The sequence below is a fragment of the Cylindrospermopsis curvispora GIHE-G1 genome (assembly GCF_014489415.1).
Lineage (GTDB): Bacteria > Cyanobacteriota > Cyanobacteriia > Cyanobacteriales > Nostocaceae > Raphidiopsis > Raphidiopsis curvispora_A.
This window is the reverse complement of sequence record NZ_CP060822.1, coordinates 3,609,513-3,629,385: the sequence shown is the minus strand read 5'-3', so window position 1 is coordinate 3,629,385 and position 19,873 is coordinate 3,609,513. Positions and strand designations below refer to the sequence as shown.

18 protein-coding genes are annotated in these 19,873 nt (G+C 38.0%); 10 read left to right on the top strand and 8 right to left on the bottom strand.

What is annotated here, in order from left to right; genetic code table 11:
• Nucleotides 1–4: 4 nt before the first annotated feature.
• Nucleotides 5–1,816 (top strand): ABC transporter ATP-binding protein, encoded by a 1,812-nt coding sequence (locus IAR63_RS16240; RefSeq protein ID WP_187705992.1) that lies wholly within the window; start codon nt 5–7, stop codon nt 1,814–1,816.
• A 66-nt stretch (nt 1,817–1,882) separates the two neighbouring features.
• Here the strand turns inward: IAR63_RS16240 and IAR63_RS16235 are convergent, their stop codons facing one another.
• From IAR63_RS16235 to IAR63_RS16220, 4 genes are all read right to left on the bottom strand, one after another.
• Nucleotides 1,883–2,122, bottom strand: a complete 240-nt coding sequence (locus IAR63_RS16235; protein ID WP_006276919.1) for a hypothetical protein — start codon at nt 2,120–2,122, stop codon at nt 1,883–1,885.
• Between the two features lie 120 nt (nt 2,123–2,242).
• The gene (locus tag IAR63_RS16230; RefSeq protein ID WP_187705991.1) at nt 2,243–2,797 is read right to left on the bottom strand and encodes a phosphate-starvation-inducible PsiE family protein; all 555 of its coding nucleotides are present in this window, start codon (nt 2,795–2,797) and stop codon (nt 2,243–2,245) included.
• 170 nt (nt 2,798–2,967) lie between these two features.
• Entirely contained in the window at nt 2,968–3,876 is a 909-nt protein-coding gene (locus IAR63_RS16225; protein WP_187705990.1) for a tetratricopeptide repeat protein, read from the bottom strand.
• 37 nt (nt 3,877–3,913) lie between these two features.
• The gene (locus tag IAR63_RS16220; protein ID WP_187705989.1) at nt 3,914–6,550 is read right to left on the bottom strand and encodes a DNA translocase FtsK; all 2,637 of its coding nucleotides are present in this window, start codon (nt 6,548–6,550) and stop codon (nt 3,914–3,916) included.
• Nucleotides 6,551–6,903: 353 nt separating this feature from the next.
• Here IAR63_RS16220 and IAR63_RS16215 point away from each other — a divergent pair, with 353 nt between their 5' ends.
• The 3 genes from IAR63_RS16215 (at nt 6,904) to IAR63_RS16205 (ending at nt 8,669) form a co-directional block, all read left to right on the top strand.
• Nucleotides 6,904–7,293, top strand: coding sequence for a hypothetical protein (locus IAR63_RS16215; RefSeq protein WP_187707500.1), 390 nt, complete (start codon nt 6,904–6,906; stop codon nt 7,291–7,293).
• Nucleotides 7,294–7,357: 64 nt separating this feature from the next.
• Nucleotides 7,358–7,804: a cyanase gene (gene cynS / locus IAR63_RS16210; RefSeq protein WP_187705988.1), complete on the top strand. Its 447-nt coding sequence runs from the start codon at nt 7,358–7,360 to the stop codon at nt 7,802–7,804.
• On the top strand, nt 7,773–8,669 hold the full coding sequence (locus tag IAR63_RS16205) for a M48 family metallopeptidase (protein ID WP_407927141.1): 897 nt from the start codon (nt 7,773–7,775) through the stop codon (nt 8,667–8,669). Before cynS ends, IAR63_RS16205 begins: the two co-directional genes overlap by 32 nt.
• 2 nt (nt 8,670–8,671) lie before the next feature.
• Here IAR63_RS16205 and IAR63_RS16200 read toward each other — a convergent pair whose 3' ends face one another.
• The gene (locus IAR63_RS16200; RefSeq protein WP_187705987.1) at nt 8,672–9,433 is read right to left on the bottom strand and encodes a metallophosphoesterase family protein; all 762 of its coding nucleotides are present in this window, start codon (nt 9,431–9,433) and stop codon (nt 8,672–8,674) included.
• Nucleotides 9,434–9,710: 277 nt separating this feature from the next.
• Between IAR63_RS16200 and IAR63_RS16195 the strand changes: the two genes are divergently transcribed.
• From IAR63_RS16195 to IAR63_RS16175, 5 genes are all read left to right on the top strand, one after another.
• Complete coding sequence (locus IAR63_RS16195; RefSeq protein ID WP_187707498.1) at nt 9,711–10,028, top strand: hypothetical protein; 318 nt, start codon at nt 9,711–9,713, stop codon at nt 10,026–10,028.
• A gap of 101 nt (nt 10,029–10,129) precedes the next feature.
• The gene (locus tag IAR63_RS16190) at nt 10,130–11,857 is read left to right on the top strand and encodes a succinate dehydrogenase/fumarate reductase flavoprotein subunit (RefSeq protein WP_187707497.1); all 1,728 of its coding nucleotides are present in this window, start codon (nt 10,130–10,132) and stop codon (nt 11,855–11,857) included.
• A gap of 65 nt (nt 11,858–11,922) precedes the next feature.
• Nucleotides 11,923–13,422, top strand: coding sequence for a glycolate oxidase subunit GlcD (gene glcD, locus IAR63_RS16185; RefSeq protein ID WP_187705986.1), 1,500 nt, complete (start codon nt 11,923–11,925; stop codon nt 13,420–13,422).
• 2 nt (nt 13,423–13,424) lie between these two features.
• Nucleotides 13,425–13,616: an RNA-binding S4 domain-containing protein gene (locus IAR63_RS16180; RefSeq protein ID WP_187705985.1), complete on the top strand. Its 192-nt coding sequence runs from the start codon at nt 13,425–13,427 to the stop codon at nt 13,614–13,616.
• A 72-nt stretch (nt 13,617–13,688) separates the two neighbouring features.
• Entirely contained in the window at nt 13,689–13,949 is a 261-nt protein-coding gene (locus IAR63_RS16175; RefSeq protein WP_187707496.1) for a hypothetical protein, read from the top strand.
• Nucleotides 13,950–14,072: 123 nt separating this feature from the next.
• Here IAR63_RS16175 and IAR63_RS16170 read toward each other — a convergent pair whose 3' ends face one another.
• The 3 genes from IAR63_RS16170 to IAR63_RS16160 form a co-directional block, all read right to left on the bottom strand.
• The gene (locus IAR63_RS16170) at nt 14,073–15,509 is read right to left on the bottom strand and encodes a DUF1802 family protein (RefSeq protein ID WP_187705984.1); all 1,437 of its coding nucleotides are present in this window, start codon (nt 15,507–15,509) and stop codon (nt 14,073–14,075) included.
• Nucleotides 15,510–15,531: 22 nt separating this feature from the next.
• On the bottom strand, nt 15,532–17,472 hold the full coding sequence (locus IAR63_RS16165; protein ID WP_187705983.1) for a P-loop NTPase fold protein: 1,941 nt from the start codon (nt 17,470–17,472) through the stop codon (nt 15,532–15,534).
• Between the two features lie 83 nt (nt 17,473–17,555).
• Complete coding sequence (locus IAR63_RS16160) at nt 17,556–18,239, bottom strand: hypothetical protein (protein ID WP_187705982.1); 684 nt, start codon at nt 18,237–18,239, stop codon at nt 17,556–17,558.
• 395 nt (nt 18,240–18,634) lie between these two features.
• Here IAR63_RS16160 and IAR63_RS16155 point away from each other — a divergent pair, with 395 nt between their 5' ends.
• On the top strand, nt 18,635–19,873 hold the full coding sequence (locus IAR63_RS16155) for a glycoside hydrolase family 10-like protein (RefSeq protein WP_187705981.1): 1,239 nt from the start codon (nt 18,635–18,637) through the stop codon (nt 19,871–19,873).

Sequence of the window (19,873 nt, the reverse complement as noted above, 5' to 3'; positions counted from 1 at the left end):
AATAATGGTGAAATCTCGAAGACTTGCTCAACTTGGTAACTACTTGCGTCCCCATTGGAAAGAAACATTATTGGGCATTATTGCTCTGTTGTCTGTCAATGGCTTAGGAGTTTATATACCTCTGCTTATTCGCTCTGGTGTTGCTACCTTATCTACTACTTTTAGTTTTAAGCAAATTATATATTATGCGGTAGTTATTATTCTGCTCAGTTCCGCCATGTGGATGATGCGTATGGCCTCCCGCATCTGGATTTTTGGTGTTGGTCGTCAGGTAGAATTTGAACTAAAACAACGTATTTTTGAACATTTACTCAAGCTAGAACCCGCTTACTTTACTATTAACCCTCCTGGGGATTTGATTACTCGCACCACTAGTGATGTGGAAAACATCCGCCGACTTCTGGGGTTTGCAGTATTAAGCCTGGTGAATACTGTATTTGCCTATTCTATGACCATACCAATCATGCTGTCGATTAACATAGAGTTGACCCTAGCAGCTTTGGTTGTTTATCCGGTAATGTTATTTTTAGTACATACTTTTAGCGATCGCCTCCGTCAAGAACAAGCAGCAGTACAGGAAAAACTTTCGGATATAAGTGAATTAATTCAGGAGGATATGAGCGGGATTTCATTAATTAAAATCTATGCTCAGGAGGAAAATGAACGTCGAGCCTTCCAAAATAAAAACCAGGCTTTACTAAAGGCGAATTTAACACTGGCTAAAACTAGAAGCACCCTGTTCCCCATGATTGGTGGACTAGCAAATATCAGTTCTCTGATCATTATTTGGTTAGGGACAATGCGCATATCTTCCGGGAATTTAGCTGTGGGAGATTTTTTAGCTCTACTGATTTATGTGGAACGATTAGTTTTTCCTACTGCGCTACTAGGTTTTACAATTACTACTTACCAAAGGGGCGAAGTTAGCATTGATAGACTGGAATCTATTTTCAGTGTCACTCCTCAAATTCAAGATGCACCACAGGCAATTTCCTTAGATATCAATAAGGTTAAGGGAGCAATCACAGCTAATAATTTTAGTTATACCTATCCAGGTAGTCCGATTCCTGCGTTGACAGGCGTTAACTTTAATATTAACCCAGGGGAAATGATCGCAGTTGTAGGAGCAATTGGCTCTGGGAAATCAACTCTAGCCAATGCTTTACCTAGGTTACTAGACATTGAAGAAGGACAATTATTCTTGGATGGTTGGGATATTACAAAAATATCATTAAATGATTTGCGAGCTGCAATTGCCTATGTACCACAGGATAGTTTTTTGTTCAGCACTAGTATTAGGAATAATATCTTCTATGGTGACCTTGTAACTGAACAAGAAGAATTAGGCAGTGCTGCCAATTTAGCCAAGAATAGACTTAGGGGGAGGTTTGAACAAGAAAGAGTGGAAAGTGTTGCTAACCTAGTTCACATAGCAGGAGAAATTAATAACTTTCCCCAACAATATGAGACGCTGGTAGGTGAAAGAGGAATCACCCTATCAGGAGGTCAAAGACAACGTACTGCTTTAGCTAGAGCCATGTTAGTTGATGCTCCGGTATTAATTTTAGATGATGCTCTTTCTAGTGTGGATAATGAAACAGCTACCCAGATTCTGCAAAACCTTTCCCAGGGTAAAAAACGGAAAACTGTAATTTTCATCACCCATCAACTTGCTGCTGCTGCTAGTGCTGATAGGATTATGGTTATGGAAAAGGGTGAAATTGTGCAAATTGGTAAACACTCGGATTTGGTAGAACAACCTGGACTATACCAAAAGTTATGGAGTCAGCATCAAATGGAACAGTTATTACAATAACGCAATCTCCCTATTGGTGTCTGACACCGATAGGGAGCGATTGAGGTAAGGTATGTTTTTAAAAACCTACATTTTTCCCTTTACCATTACCTGTTGCAGATGCTGACGAATTTCATGAGCTTCATCAATTTCTGATTGACGTAACTTTTCAAATAGTTCCACGCAGGGTTGGGAATTTACCTCTTGTGCATCTTTAATATATTGTTCATAAGCTTGGACCGCTGCAGCTTTATTGTGTAAGACGGTGATAAAATCGTATTCTAAATTGCTAATTGGTTCTTGGATTTTTGTCTTAGTAGTAGTCATCAGTTTTGATTCCTTTTGCTGAGTGCATTTACTCCATAAATACTTAATTTTTTCCTGGGTTGCATCTCTCCAACAGAGGAAAAATAATACCCAATTATACTACCTTTAGATAGAAGACTTCTAAATGATGTTATTGTTCAAATTTTCATCTTCCTCTTCTAAATAATCGAATCCACACCTATTTAGCACTTGCTGGTTTTCTTCACCCACAAGGGGACAATATTTGGTATTTGCACTTATGCAGTCCATGTGAGGAGTTTTAGCACAAACCAGAAGCAGTCCACCTAGAATAAATAATAAACCACAAATTGCTGCTGTTTGGACTCCTGAAATATCTAGGGCACCATGCACCACCACTTCTCTCAATACGGAAACTATGGCTACTTCCACAGCTACACCTACAGAAATACTATGCTCCTGTAGATAAACTATTAGTAGTCTAAATAATTCTACTAGGATTAATACAAATAGTATTTTTGAGGTCAATTCCTTATAGCCTATGAATTTAGTAATAGCAATAATTATACCCCATAATTGGATTAACATAACTGCAAATAAAGCTAAACATAATACCATGACAATCAGATCTTGAAAAGCTTCCATATTCCTGACTATTATTTGTCTATCTAACCAGCGACCAGCAAATAAAAATCTACTCTTGAATCGTTTTTTCATGATTTTAACATTTTGGTGGTACTTAGCTAGTATGCTGATAACAAATACTCTGTTTTTAAAAACTAGCCTCTTCTTTATTCTATCTATAATTTGTCCCTTGACATCAGGGTGTATGATGGTTCATTGGTAATTAGGAATTGGGAAATTTACTGGTAAACTCAGCTGGGCAATTATCTCCTAATATTTCGTATTTGTGTCAACAGTTCCTGCGCATTATTTGCCCATGCCATATTCCCTTGTTTTTGGTATATATCTCTTGCATATTTTATTACTTTTATTGCTTGTTCATATTGTTTAAGTTGTACAAATACTAATCCCGCTCCATAATAAGCATTGGGATAATTATAATTTGTCTGAGCAGCTTTTCTAAATGCTGACAATGAATCTTTTAGTTGCCCTTGCTCGAACAAAATTAAACCCAAATTATAATGAGCCTCTGTATAATTAGAATTTAAACTTATAGCCTTCATAAATGTTGATTTTGCCAATTCTAATTTCCCTTCTTGTAAATAGCAATTCCCCAAGTGGTAAACTGGCTCTGCAGAATTTGGACTATATATCATTGCCTGTTTAAAAGAGGCGATCGCCTGTTGCCAATCTTTTTGCAGTTGTCTTACTAGTCCTAAATTATAGTGAGCAAAACCCAACTTTGGGTCTAATTGTAAAGCAGTTTTTAAATAATCAATTGCCAATGGTAAATTATTTCCCTCTAACAATGCAGCGCCTAAATTAGCAAAAGCTGATGCAAATTGGGGATCGGCTTGGGTGGCCTGATAAAATGCGTCCGCTGCTGGTTGTAATTTACCTGTTTGTCGCAGTGCTAAACCTAGGTTATAGTGAGCAGGGGCTAGGGTCGGATCTAATTGTGCTGCTTGACGAAAAGCTATAATTGCATCTTGTACTTTGCCCTCTGCAATAGCTTTTAACCCCTTGTTTAACCAATCCAACGCTATTGGTCGGTTAGCTTGAACAACAATTCCCATGGAGGATGAAATGGAAACCGCTGATTCCATATTAATACATAAAAGGGAGAGAGTAATCAGCGTCATTAAAGGATATTTTTTTAGCCAGGTATTCATAATTTTCTGTTTAAAGGTTTAAATGGATAATGAATGGTCAGGGAAACTGGATTTTTTCAGCGAATAAACTCTGGATTCTTTGTAATTCCGACCCAACTAGATAGACCAAATCCCCCTTACCCAATAAATCCGCTGCTTGTGATATCTTTCCCCCCAGAATAATCTGGGAGTCCGCAGCACTTGAGGTGCGCAGGGCAATTCTCCCAGGAAGGTTGGAGCGAATGATAGGAGTAACCACAGTAGCTTCTGGACGCTGGGTGGCAATAATTAAATGTATTCCCGCTGCTCTGGCCATTGCTCCTAAACGTTTGATACTCTGCTCTAAAGCAGTCCGTATCTCTTTGTTTACCATGAAATCTGCATATTCATCAAATATACAAACTATACGTGGCAAAACCTGGGCACAATTTTGATTATACGCTGTTATGTTGGCGCATTTAGCCAGCTCAAATTTTTGGTATCGGGATTCCATTTCTGTTACTAACTCACTCATTAACTTTATGGCGCGATCGCTATCTTTTACGACTGGTGAATATAACCAGGGAATTGCTTCAAACTCAGGAAAAGTGACTCTTTTAGGATCTACCAAAACAATTTTCAAGTGTTCAGGAGAATGTCGATAGAGCAAACTCAGCAGCAGGGATCTTAAAAACTCACTTTTGCCACTTCCTGTGGTTCCACCAACTAAAAAATGACAGGTATTAGGATCGGACAAATCAGCTTCTACTAACTTCCCATCAATATTCACTCCAAAGGCAATTTTTAACTTAGCAGTTGGAGATAAAAAATTCTTTTGTATATAATCTTCAAACCTGGCAATTTGTCGATCTTTGCGGGGTACATCAACACTGACATAGCCAGTTTGGGATGCAATTAGAGGTGGACGCTCCAATCCTAATTGCACCCGTAAATCATCAGATAATTTCAATAAAGAATTCACCTTAATACCCAAATGAGGTTTTAGTTTCACTCTTACAAATGCCGGCCCTAATATAGCACCTTGGTACTCCACACCAATACCAAAGGATTCCAAAGTCTTGACCAAATCGAACCCAATTTGATCGGGATTAAAGGGATTATTTTTCTGGGTTTTATTTGTCTGGTCGGAATTCTCACCCTCAATATTTGGGGAATCCTGATGATTAAACTCCCGGTTATTAATTTGATAATTGTTAAAATAGTTGTCAAATTTGGGAGCAAAAAAAGTCTGACACTTTTGTTTTTCAGGACAAATTTGACATAAATGGGACTGGGATGTCATAGGAGGTGGATTGGGTTGAGGAGGTTCCCAAGTCAACCAATTTTGCATCTGTAATAATTTATGAGGTATGACTTGGTGAATATTATCTCCTAACTCTTCGGCAGTATATTTATACTCCTTAAATTCAGGTAGAACGCAATAAACAGCAACATTAACAGGTACTTTTTTCCTCTCAGATAACATATAGCTATAGAGGGCGACTTGAGCCACTTGTGCTGATGTATCTATTGGTTGATAAGTTTTAAACTCTATCACAGAAAACCGGCTGGTTGCAAAATCAAATACCAAACAATCACATTTACCTCTTATCAGTTGTCTTTTACCATTTGGTAAGTTAAAATCATGTTCTAAAACCCGATCCTCCCTAATAAAAGTATTAGCAATAAGTTCCCTGGTATGGCAATAATTTCGATTGCTAATCAATAATTCAGTGAACTTTTTAATTAATCCTGTTAATCCTAGCCAAACTTGATGTAACGCTAAAGACTTACTCTCTTCCTGGGTCTGGGAATAGGGAAAAAAGACAATTTCATAAAATGACTGCTGAATTGCTAACACCAGCTCCTGCAAATTTATTTCAGTAGGATATAAATTAAATAGAGTTGTAAATTTCGGATCATTCACCAACAAATCGATAAAGTCATCTGCCAATTTATGAAAAACATTACCAATACTACCAATCAAACCTTCCGGAATAAACAAAGATTTATCATTAAAACGATGATTCAGATAAAATATCCGAGGACACTCAAAAGCCAATCTTAGTTTGGTAGGAGTCAAAGAAGAATTTTCTGATTCAGGGTTTGCCATATCATGAAGGATAGTGGGGGTGGTATTATCAAAATTATTATTAAAAATACTATTCACAGCATCAGGATCGGATATTTCCAGTAACCGACGATGAACAGCAGCGAGGTACACCGTATCCATAGCAGCATACTTTAGTTGTTTTTCACACAGAGGGCGTTTTCCCCAATCACTAGTTCCTCCTTCCTTATCCACATCACAAAAGTGACACATTTCAACGGCTAAAGTTTTAAGTTTTAAGTTGGTAGTTTGTAAAACTCTATGTGTAATTTTTTTAGCTAATTTAAAAGTGCAGGTAACGTTTTTAGCTAAGCTTTTACCTAAATATTTCAAATCAAAATCTGCATTATGAAATACCTTTTGAATCTGGGCATCAATCATAATTTGGTTAATAAAATATGTGGAAACATCAGGTTTATCTAAGACATCAAAAATATAAGCAAACTCACCGGTTAAGTCCGTGGGGTTAGCCAATACCTGAATCAGTGATAACCTTGGGTACGGAGTATTCCAATCAGCGATTTCCGTATCTAACCACAGATTTTTGCATTTAGCGAGCTGAGAAATTTGCTGGTAGATTTCTGCAGGATCTGTTAGGTAGTGCATTGTGTTAACTTCTGTTAATAGAGAACTAATGAAATTGCCACTTCAGATTGTAACAATGTTGCTTGTTTATTAGAGCTTTATATTTATCTTACCTATTACTCATAATAATACACACGAGGTGGTCGCTACTGTAAAAAAAAACTATAGCCGTAGCCATTTATAAACAAGCATAGACAAAACAAATCTTTATCATTCTTAGCACTTCCTATTAACCTTTGAATAAGCGTATTTTGCAAAGCCATAAATTTGGGTAAACCTCCCCATATAAAAATGGGGATTTTTACCCTAGAAAGAATTATCCTTGTGGAAAGAAAATTATGAGTGTAGGATTGGATTTGATCCCAAATACCATGATGGAATACTTATATTATCTAGGCAATGCCAGTCTCACCTTAAGAGTTGTTCAGCACCTCTACAATCGACCACAAATGCCAGTTTCCTTTATCACCGTAATTCATCAAATTGATGGTTGGGTAATCAGGATTAAATTAAAGGAGGCAATTTCTACTCAAGAAGATGGTGATTTTCGAGCTTTTTGTAATGAGCTAGGGATTAGATATGAACCACCTATGAGATTACAAATGGCATTTTGGAGTTTAGAAGCAGGACAAAGTCCCATAGAAGTAATGCAACGCTACCAAATAGCTATTGTCTCCCATGGTGGTTCAGAAAAAGAGGAAATTGAGGCGTTTAGACAACAGTTTGTTAGAGGTTTAGGCTATTGTCCAGAAACCTTGGCTTGAAAGCAGGTGGAAGAAGTATCAATTGTAGGTTATCCTAAGGTAAACATTACAAACCAAAAGAATTATGACAGTTGGATTGCCATCCTTCACAGCAGAATTACTAGCAGCCAAGAAAGCTAAGGGGTTGAGCTTTGCGGATCTAGAAAGGTTAATAGGAAGAGATGAGGTTTGGATTGCCTCTTTGTTTTATGGTCAAAACAGCACCAGTGTGGAGGAAGCAACCAAAATCGCCGACATTTTAGGTCTAGGTCAGGATATAGTCGCTGCTTTAACCTCTTTTCCCAGTAAAGGTTTAGGCCCTGTTGTGCCCACGGATCCTTTAATTTATCGCTTCTATGAAATTATTCAAGTCTATGGTTATCCTATAAAAGAAATAATTCATGAGAAGTTTGGGGATGGTATCATGAGCGCCATTGACTTTACCCTTGACATCGAGAAGGTAGAAGATGAGAAAGGTGACCGGGTAAAAGTAACCATGAATGGCAAATTCTTACCCTATAAAAAATGGTAGTAACTTCATCATGAACTGGAATAGGTTTTTGCCAACTTACCGTTTATGGCAACGTCGCTGGATCTACCCTGTAATTTCATCCATTGTTGCTCTAAGTCTGTGTTTGAGTACGTCCCTGCCTAGTCGCGCCATTGATCTATTGCCTCTCTTACTTCAGGGTGCGCAAATACTACAACTGTCTAATTTATCCACTAATCAAGAAGTGGAACTGGGAAGACAGATGAATGACCAGGTAGGTCAAGAAGTGCGAATTTCTCGTAATCAGCAACTAACTAACTATGTGTCTCAGGTGGGTAGAAGGTTGGTACTTAATGCTAACCGCCCCAATATTCCCTATACCTTTCAAGTTGTGGAGGATGAACAGATTAATGCTTTTGCTACTTTAGGTGGTTTTGTCTATATTCATACTGGATTATTAAAAGCTGCTGATAATGAAGCTGAGTTAGCTAGTGTGATTGGACACGAAATGGGTCATATTGAGGGCAAACATTTAATCGAGCAAATGAAACAAAGGGCTATTGCTAGTGGAGTAGCCAGTGTAACTGGTTTGGATCGTAGTCAAGCTGTAGCTATTGGTGTAGACCTAGCCTTAAATCGTCCTAGAAGTCGCAAGGATGAGTTTGATGCTGACGCTAGGGGATTAAGAATTTTGACACGCAGTGGCTACTCACCCAGAGCAGCAGTTTCTTTCATGAGAAAGCTTCAGTCACAGGGTTCCATACCTACTTTTTTGAGTACCCACCCTGCAACTGGGGACAGAATTGATCGGTTACAACAACAAATCAATCAATTTCCACAAATTAATTCTAATTACGGATTAGACAGTGCCAGTTACAGAAGCAATCTGCAAGTACTATTCCGATAGCTTTAGCTAACTTGTTTATAACGACCACTGAGTTTAATTTCTTGTGGATTGATTTTGCTTACCGCTTTTTCCATGGGTAAACAGCGAGTGCTGTTTTTAAAAACATTCACCTGGTAAACTAGCTTGTTAGTTATATCCAGTCCGGTCAACCACCCACTGCGGGGATGATACACACCAGTGTCAATATCTAGCCACCCTTGACCTTGTGCTAACTCTCCAGGTCTCATTCCTGGCAAGGTAAAGGTGATTGTGTGTCCCGTAATAATTAGTTTGTTTGTAAAGTAAGGCGTTTCCATGCTATGAAATTCCTCTCTAATCCAGCATAGATCTCCTCCTGTTTGCTCAGATAAAGACTTATTTGGATTAACCCCCGCATGGGCTAACAAAATATCTCCCAAATCAAGATATGTAGGTAAACTGCTAAACCAGTCTAAATCTTCTTGGGGTATTCTTGCCGATCTATAACTGGCCATGGTAGCTTGTCCCCCGCTATATAACCATGATTGTACAGCCTTATTTGATGTGTACTGATGAATCATCACGTTCAGAAGCATTTCCTCATGATTACCTAGGAGACAGGGATAATTATTTTCTTTAACAAACTTAACCACCTGAGCACTTTGTGGACCTCGGTCTATTAAGTCTCCCAGGAAATATACCTGATCCCCTGAGTTAGGTGCTATTTTTTCCATTAGCATCATTAGACCTTGATAGTGACCGTGCACATCCCCGATAATAATTCGCCGTGAATTAGTTGCGCTCATAAGTGTTTCAATTTGTCTGATAAATTAAAATTCGTCTAAGACAAGGATCTTAGATTAAACGTTGTATTTTTACTTTGCTAATTTTAAACTACACAGTTGTGAGTTGGTTTTCAGATATGGCGGTTCATTTTTTCCCTCCTGGAGACCCCCGCTTCGGCGGTGGGTTATTGACAGTAAATGTTAAGTGATATTACAAACTTTAGAAAAATATTGAGAAATTAATCTTAGAGCAATCATGATTTTAAGGTAGAACCTATAGGATAGACGCGAGGCAATGATGAATAAGAATAATATTCAAAACTATCGCTTTGTTTGTACCCTCACATTTGGTGATATCTACGGTCAGATTGTTGCTTGGTTAATCACAATTACACTTAGTCTAGCTTCGGCTTTAGCATTGCTTGGCGCCAGAAGGCCTGTATATGCTTTGGCTGCGGTAGGACTTGTGGTTGTTTTTACTCTCCCTTTTCTGTTGTTTGCTTTTGTCACCACTCTATTAAACCATATAGAGCTAAACGCTGTCGAGTTGGAAACAAAAACACAAGCGACAGCGGATGGTGTTCCGGTGCAAAAACCGATTCAAGCCACCAGTTGAAATCAGTAAAATATGGGTGGTGCTTACAAGTCTAATGACGACTGAAAATAACATCCCTGTTCCCAAACAGGGTATTTTTTTCCAATTGGGAGTTAATGACGATGATAGAACATGATGTAGTTATTGTTGGTGGTGGTTTAGCTGGATGTCGAGCAGCATTAGAAATTGCCAGAACCGACCCTAGCTTAAAGGTAGCACTGGTGGCTAAAACCCATCCTATTCGTTCTCACTCAGTAGCTGCTCAGGGGGGAATGGCTGCTTCCCTGAAAAATGTGGATACTCAAGACAGTTGGCAAGCGCACGCCTTTGATACGGTCAAGGGTTCAGATTACTTAGCAGACCAGGATGCTGTGGCCATTCTCACTCAAGAAGCGCCAGATGTGGTGATTGATTTGGAACATCTGGGAGTGTTATTTTCTCGTTTACCAGATGGGAGAATTGCTCAAAGGGCTTTTGGTGGACATTCTCATAATCGCACCTGTTACGCAGCTGATAAAACCGGTCATGCCATTCTCCATGAGTTGGTTAGTAATTTGCGCCGCTATGGGGTACAAATATATCAAGAGTGGTATGTGACTAGACTGATTATGGAAGATAATGAAGCCAAGGGTTTAGTTATGTTCCACTTACTAGATAGTAAAATTGCTGTTATACGCGCCAAGGCAATTATGTTTGCTACCGGTGGCTATGGTCGTGTTTACAATACTACTTCAAATGATTATGCCTCTACGGGTGATGGTTTGGCAATGACCGCATTAGCTGGACTACCTTTGGAAGATATGGAGTTTGTCCAATTTCATCCCACCGGTCTATATCCAGTGGGAGTGCTGATCTCCGAGGCTGTTCGAGGAGAAGGTGCCTATTTAATTAATGCCCAAGGCGACCGTTTTATGGTGAACTATGCTCCTAGCCGCATGGAGCTGGCACCTCGTGATATTACATCCAGGGCGATCGCCTACGAAATTCGCGCAAGTAGAGGTGCTAATTTAGACGGTAGTGCCGGTGGTCCCTTTGTTTATTTAGATTTACGACATCTAGGAAGGGAAAAAATCATGAGTAGAGTACCTTTTTGTTGGGAAGAGGCCCATAGGTTGGTAGGGGTGGATGCGGTCACCCAACCCATGCCAGTGCGTCCCACCATTCATTATTGTATGGGTGGTATACCGGTGAACACAGATGGACAAGTGCGACGAAATGGTAGTGAGTTAGTTGAGGGCTTTTTTGCTGCTGGAGAAACTGCCTGTGTATCGGTTCACGGTGCCAATCGTTTAGGTAGTAACTCTCTATTGGAATGTGTAGTTTATGGCAGACGCACGGGAGCGAAACTGGCGGAATATGTACAAAACCGTAAACTACCAGTTATAGATGAACAAAATTATATAAGAGCGACAGAGGAAGAGATTGAGAGTTTATTAGCACAACCGGGAAAATATCGCATCAATCAAATTCGTGAACAACTTCAGGACACAATGACAGATTTTTGTGGAGTATTTAGAACTGCAGAACTAATGAGGGAAGGATTAGAAAGGATGGAAGAAATTGAAGCTAGGTCCCATCAGATATACTTAGATGATAAAGGTAAGTGTTGGAATACGGAATTGGTGGAGGCTATGGAGTTAAAGAGCTTAATGGTGGTTGGTAAAACCATATTAGGATCAGCATTTAAACGTCAAGAAAGCAGAGGTGCTCATTTTAGAGAAGACTTTCCGAGTCGAAATGATCATCAATTTTTAAAACATAGTATGGCTTATTATTCACCCTTAGAGATTAAAATAGAGTATATGCCAGTAGTGGTAAATATGTTTGAACCCCAGGAGAGGAAATATTAAAGATACCCAACAGATCCCCATGGCAAATATAATGTGAGAAAATGGTGCTACCAATAAAAGAAACTATGCTGATCCAAGATAAAACTCAAGATAAAAAAGAAATAGATTGGAAACCAATTATTAAAGAATTCATAGCCGTACTAGGTGAAAAAGGTGTAGTTCAACGGAAAGAAGAACTAATAACCTACGAATGTGACGGCTTAACCAGTTATCGTCAAAGACCAGCGTTGGCAGTTTTACCCCGCACCACTGAACAGGTAGCAGCAGTAGTAAAGATTTGTAACCGATATTCCATACCCTTTATTGCCAGAGGTTCGGGAACAGGGTTGTCTGGTGGGGCCTTGCCATTAGAGAATTCAGTATTAATTGTCACTTCTCTAATGCGGCAAATTCTCAAGATAGATTTAGAGAACCAACGTGTTATCGTCCAACCCGGAATTATCAACAGTTGGGTAACCCAGGCGGTTAGTGGTGCGGGTTTTTACTTTGCTCCAGATCCTTCCAGTCAAATTATCTGCTCTATTGGTGGCAATATTGCAGAGAATTCTGGGGGTGTACACTGTTTAAAATATGGTGTAACTACTAACCATGTGTTGGGTTTAAAAATAGTTCTTCCTGATGGGTCAATTACTGATATTGGCGGACAGATTCCGGAAATGCCCGGTTACGATTTAACGGGAGTGTTTGTGGGTTCAGAAGGAACTTTAGGCATTGCTACGGAAATTACCCTGAAAATCCTCAAAACTGCCGAATCAATTTGTGTATTACTAGCGGACTTCACCAGTGTAGAAGCTGCTGCAGCTAGTGTGTCTGATATAGTTAGTGCGGGCATAATTCCCGGTGGCATGGAAATGATGGATAACATTAGTATTAATGCTGTAGAAGATGTGGTAGCTACTAATTGCTACCCCCGTGACGCAGCGGCAATTTTATTAGTGGAGTTGGATGGATTAGCAGTAGAAGTTAGTGCCAATAAACAAAAGGTGACAGATATTTGTTTGAAGAATGGAGCGCGTAACATCACAGCTGCATCGGACCTAGAAACGAGATTAAAATTGTGGAAAGGTAGAAAAGCTGCTTTTGCTGCAGCAGGTCATGTCAGCCCAGATTATTACGTTCAAGACGGGGTTATTCCTCGCACCCAACTACCTTATGTTCTCACAGAAATTGAGGCTTTAAGCCAAAAATATGGTTATAAAATAGCCAATGTTTTTCATGCAGGAGATGGTAATTTACATCCCCTGATTTTATTTGATAATTCCATACCAGGAGAATTAGAAAAAGTGGAAGAAGTGGGAGGAGAAATTCTCAAGTTATGTGTGAAAGTTGGTGGTAGCATCTCTGGAGAACATGGTATAGGCGCTGACAAGAAGTGCTATATGCCAGATATGTTTAGTAATATAGACCTAGAAACTATGCAATGGGTAAGGGAGGTTTTTAACCCTCAGAGCTTAGCTAATCCAGGGAAAATTTTTCCCACACCGCGTACCTGTGGAGAAGGTGCAAAAGCATCTTCAAGTGTACAATTTTCTTCACAACTTTCGCCTCACATAGAAAGGTTTTAAACATGATTAAACTCGATCAGTTTTTAAAATTTCTAGGCATTGTCTCCACTGGTGGTCAAGCTAAAATCATGATTGTTAATGGTGAGGTGAAAGTTAATGATATGATTGAAACTCGACGGGGGAGAAAATTACTAGTTGATGATACAGTAACTGTGACTGGGAAAACTTTTAAGGTAGGAGATATTATTTCCTAACTGTTTCCCCATTTTGCCAGACTACAATCAGGAATGATGCTGAAATTACCTATGACCATAGATCAATCAAATATGAGACTAATCAAAAAATCTGAAAAGTTGCTTCTGGAACAGCTCAATAACACGGAGGTGCAGGAAGAAAGTTCTGAACCCGATATTACAGATAATTTGGAAGACCTACTTCCGGAAGCAGGCCTAATTGAAACCGATAGTTCTTACATCAATTACATTCCCCTGCGAGATAATCCCATAGTTTATTCTGTTGGTAATACCGGTTGGCAGGTTTCCGAAATTTGGAAAGAAATCAGATTGGATGATTTCTATCACAGTTAAGAAGAACGGAGCAAAAATGGCGATCGCCCTGACTAAACTATTCCCGGGGAGTGAGGTATATGGAACAATTTACCTTGATTCCCTTCCGAGAATCTCAACAACTCTATTATCCAAATTATGGTATTATGGTATAGTTAGATCACGGAGATAATAAAACTGATCATTTTTCCAATCTGCGCCTTTTTTTCTGCCCAAATAGCCCGTCAAAGGCGATGATAGTTCTATCAATATCTCGTGCATATCTTCGAGTTTTAATGGGACTGATGAAGGTGTACCAAAGTAAGCACCATGTAAATTACCTACTACTGTGAATTCTAGTCCTGAATTGCGCAAGTACTCCTTGACTAGTTTCACAAGATGGGACCGTATCTTGATCTCCTTCTCTACTTTTTTTATATATTCATCAATTCCATCATCTATTTGACCAGGTTCTAAATATTCTTTTAATTCTACGAGATTTACTGCACCTGGATATACAGCTTTTAATTGCACTAATTTTTGCAGTGTCATAGCTTTAATAATACTGGTTTTAGAAATTTTGGCAGATTTGATCAAGGATTGTTGTAACTGTTTAGTAGGATCACCGGGTCCAATAATTAAACGTACTGCTTGTAAATAATTTTCTTGTAAGTGTCTTTTAGCTATTCTATCTAATTCTTCTACTGCACGGTCTGGAATACTTTTACCGGACTTACATTCACAGACTAAGGAGAAAGGCTCAGAACAATATAAATCTAAACCTCCTACCCCTCCTTTATAGCTATTTTCTACTCTAAATCCCAAAAATTCTAAACCTCGCCGACAAATATTCTCAAAGTCTGTACCTGCTTGATAGTTACTTTTCCTCTCTTCTAGTTCTATACTTCTATCTGCTAAAAAGGAAATACTTTTGATCCAATCTAAATGAGAATTTGCAGTCTTTTTCTGTTTAACAGTACTCCATCCTAGAAATTCTCTAATTTCCTGTTGTAATTGCTGGTAGACAGGAAATTCTGGGTTACTTTTCATGAAGGATGATAAAAGACTATCTAGCTTTTCTATTTGAGGGTATAAAGAAGGTTGGCGATTTTCTAGTTGTTTCTGACGTTGAAGAAACACATAATCATCTAATACAGGTTGATTTTCTGACGTATATATATTATCTAAAGGTATGAATTTTCCCAGCTTTTGCTCAATGTTGGGGAATGTTTTAACTTTCACAAATGTATCTAAATAGTAAACCCGTAAATGAGCTAGAAAAAAATGGGGACGTTTTTCTAGTATTTGCCGAAAAAATTCTGGTTCCCGTATGGTTAACTGAGCTAGAATATCTAAAGGACCGGTTTTATCAATAATTTGACAACCTTGACATCTAGCCCAGCATTTTATTAAAACTTCTTGAGAATCTGGTTTTCTAATATCAGGAATCCCATTCAGACTAGCTGGAAACAAAGCAAAAGCCTGTCCACTAGCCATTAGTAACTTCTGTGGTATAACACTAATAATTCGTCCTTGTATTAGGTGTTCAATATCAATATCTGGTAAGCACAGGGCATTATAAATTAAGATAGATTTACTCATAATTCATTAATACTAAGCAATTTTAACCGAAAAGATCAGCTAAGTCATCTTCTTTTTCTGCTTCATTTATATCGGAATTAGAGAACAATTCCTCTATAATGTCTTCATCACTGACCTCAATCATGGTTCCAGATGGGTCACTGAGAATTTCTCTCAATAAGAGATTATCAAAGGTAATTTTGTTTTGGCGAATAATATCAAAAATCTCCTGTTCAGTTAGTTGGTAATTTTCTCGCTTTTGATAAATATGCAATATTGCTATGAGTGGTCGAATTTGATTGTCGATTAGATCTACATTTTCTCCTCCTTTTTCGGATATCAATTCATTGAGTAACTTATAGGACTCTGATTTTTTCTTCATTTGTTCTATCTTAGAATAAGAACGAACCAAACAGCCACGAGTCAAACCAAATGTTTCATAATCATTTAAACGCTTCAAGCAAGCATTTAATGTGAAAAGAGTATCTTGAACAACTGCTACACCAATTTTTACCAGTTTTCCGTTCTCATGTCCAACAATTTTGAACCTGATAAAATTCTTATTTTTGCTCTTTGGTTGCACATCATCAATAATTTCTTCTATCATTACTTGTTCTAGAACCTGTCCTTTTAAAGTGGTAAATCCAAAATACAGAGCTTCTGCAATCAGGTCGCTATCCTCGGAATAATCTTTAATATCAGTAGCCATTTCCCTAGCAAATGCCAGTTCAAATCTAGAAGCAGGATCTTGAGGAAGCTGTTCTTCTTGTACACGAAAATTGTTGGCGCACCATTGTAAGGTCTCTCTAACAGTTGGTTTATTTTTACCATATTCTTTAAGTTGGCTTTCTGAAAATGGATAAAATATATGGGGGGGAATTAAATTTTTTGAGGTATAATATTCCTTAAGCCATATAGCAACTATATCCAATATGGAGTTTGTCTTGAGAGGTTCTAACTCTATAGGTTTTCGTCGAGTAAACTTAGAAATTCGGTCGGGTGTACCACCTGGGATGGAATTGACCTTGTCGCGCCATGTTATTGGTAACATTACCGTAATTATAACTACTCCTTTTCCCAAGTCTGAGTTTTCTAGGGTGTCATGAAGAATTTTTACAAAAGTGGCAATCACGCTTTCTGTGGGATACCCATCTTCTGTTGAGTTGTTTTGGACATCTACTTCATCAAAACAAATGACAACTGAGTTATAATGGCTGACTAAATTGAGAACTTGTTGGATATTTTTCAGAGCTTCTGCTTCTCTCTCCTGATTAGTTCTATTAGGATTAGGTAGTCCCAACTCATGAGCATTTGCTTCAGATAACTCTTCACCAGATAGCCATCTAATGGCAAATGGAGCTTGCGTTTCTGACAGTGTCCACAGGATAGCACGAAGAATATAGGGATCTGCATCGGGTCTATTTTTCATTACCATTCTTTGCAGAACACTCATTAAGTCTTGATTAGTTCCTTGCTTCTTCTTATAGGTTTTATCAAAGTTTTTTATTAATTCTGCAGCAGGTTTAGTAATCTCCCTATTTTCATTAGCCATAGCTGTGGCAACTTCTTGCCATTGCATTACTCCTTGACTACCAGTTTTGCTCAAACTATCTGCTAGGGTTTGTTGAAATTGATACTTTACTAAATTTAAATCAGTATAATTATTAGCACTTGCATAAACAAATAAAGCACCTCCCTCTTTTTCTAATTGATGACGAACTCGACTCAAAAGATGAGTTTTACCAACCCCTTGGCCTGCGGTAATGGCAATAGAAGTTATTTTATCTTGGCTATGTTTTGTCTGACGAACAAACTCAATCGCTTCAAATATCTTTTTAAAAGCATGCTGGTTTAATGTTGTCACATCAGGAAATCCTTTGCCCCAAATATTCTGTTCTTTAACAATGCCCGCGTTGATAAAAGGATTGTGACTATTAATAGCAGCATTGACGGATTCTATGGGCGAACTCGGTGTGTTTGTCATTGTAACTGTTATATTTAAGCAATAGGAAACTTCAATGAGAAAAATAAAGGTCTTGTATTGAGTTAGATTGAGTTGGAAGCATTTTAAACTAACCGTTTAGCGTAAGACCGCAGTTGAGTTCCAGGAATAAGGATACTGTCTTCCTGTTTATCAGCAGTGAAATCTGGTATTTCCCCGGAAATGAGCTGTAAAATATCATCAGCTTGCATTTCTACTAACCACTGATTGAACTTTCCCCTCTCCACTCTTTTTCCTATTTCCCTTCTCAGTCTATAAATTGGAACTAAGTTGTCAAAATTGTATTGATTATCCAGAAGACTATAAACTTCTAATAATACGGATTTAAATTCCTCATAGGAAACAATAAGCTTGCTATTGGTAGATTCACTAGCTTTTATTTCCGGTGTTGATGGTGCTGGGTGGGATTGACGTAGTAAAAGCAATAAAGCATTAGCAACCCAAGCACCAACGTTCTTATCAAATTTAAATTCCTTATTAGAAAGTCCATTACGTAAAGTATTAACGCCTGTAGGTGTGGTGATTGTATAACTAACCGTCGCACCTTTCTTTGTGGTGGTAATAGCACCATCTGCTTCCAAATGTTCTATTATTTGCTGATAGTCAATCATTCTCTGACCTTTAGAGACTATCCGCTTGCCCAATTGACCTTTGGTTACCTTCTGCTCTCCCGCTCCTAAATCCCATAATGCCAATAGCAGTCTGGTCTGAGCATAAGTTCTTTGTAATGCTTGTTTTTTTGAAGCCATACTTATTAGTTCCTAAACAACTCTAATAGTCTTAACACTTAATGCTAATCTTTATGGGGGCTTTTGTATCTCGTGCAAAAGTTAAGACTAGACTTTTGCGCAAGTTTCAGCAATGACCATAGCAAGTTAGATTATCCCGTCACATCTATCCTAAGATAGATATTTAATTGGTTTAAGGTAAAAAGAATACTCGTAAGTTAGCTACTGAAATCTGTGGTAAATATTTAACTACTGCCATACTTATACGGATAGAGTTGGGGAGATAGATGTTAGTGCAAAGTAAAAATTGAGTATTAACAAATTAATCTTTTTTATAAATTAATCTTATTTTTAAATCAACACACCCGCACATAGGTTACCATAGTAATTTCATGAGATGATAAGATAATGATATCATGGTCAGTCGTTTGTTCAACTTGTTCATTTCTCTAGGTTTTTTATTCAGTGTTATTGTGTCTTCTGTTGCTTCGACTTCCATCCATTTAAAAACAACAAATAATCTCGTATTAACAGAAATACGAGGAGTTTGGTTAACCAATGTGGCCAGTGGAGTACTTTTTGTTCCCTGGGGTATAGAACGAGCTATTAATCAGTTAGCAGAACTGAATTTTAACACTATTTACCCTGTGGTTTGGAACCGAGGCTACACTTTCTACAAAAGTCAAGTTGCCCAATCGGTGACAGGTGATATTACCGAGCCATTCTTAAATTTTATGCATGGAGGAGCTGATGTTTTAACAAAAATAGTTAAACTGGGAAAAAAGAAGAATTTAACTGTAATTCCCTGGTTTGAATATGGATTCATGACTCCACCCAATTCCAACTTAGCCAAATTGCATCCAGAATGGTTAACTAATGCTCAACAAGGCGTAAATTATTTAAATGCCAATCTGCGAGAAGATATTGACAGTTCTAGCATTTTTAATCAACAATTATGGTTAAACCCCTTACATCCTCAAGTGCAAAATTTTATTTTAGATTTAATTTTAGAAGTGGTTAAAAATTATGATGTAGATGGTATTCAAGTGGACGATCATTTTGGAATGCCTGTGCAATTTGGTTATGATCCATTTACAGTTAAGCTATACCAAAAGGAACATCTGGGCAAAATTCCTCCTTCAGACCCTTTCAATTCTGAGTGGATGAGTTGGCGGGCAAATAAAATCACTGGTTTATTGACAAGAATTCGCGGAGAGGTGAAGAAGTTTAAGCCTCAAGCTAAAATATCTGTTTCACCTAATTCCCAGGATTATGCCTATAAATACTATCTACAAGACTGGCAAAATTGGGTCGAGCAAAATTTAGTCGATGAGTTAGTTTTGCAGGTCTATCGAGATGATAATCGATCTTTTATTTCCGAAATTCAAAAACCTGCGGTTCAATCAGCTTTGAAAAAAATTCCTGTAAGTATTGGTATTTCTTCAGGTACTCTAACCAGTCCTGTTAATATTCACAGTGTTAAACAAAAAGTACAAATTGTACGAGATAGTCAGTTTTTGGGTTTTTCTTTTTTTTACTGGGAAAGTCTCTGGGGGTATATCTCTCCTGAATCACCTCAACAAAGACGCAGAACTTTTTTAAAAATCCTCGAATATCCAGCTGTTAGACCTGTTTTCTTCAGGAAAATACAATGA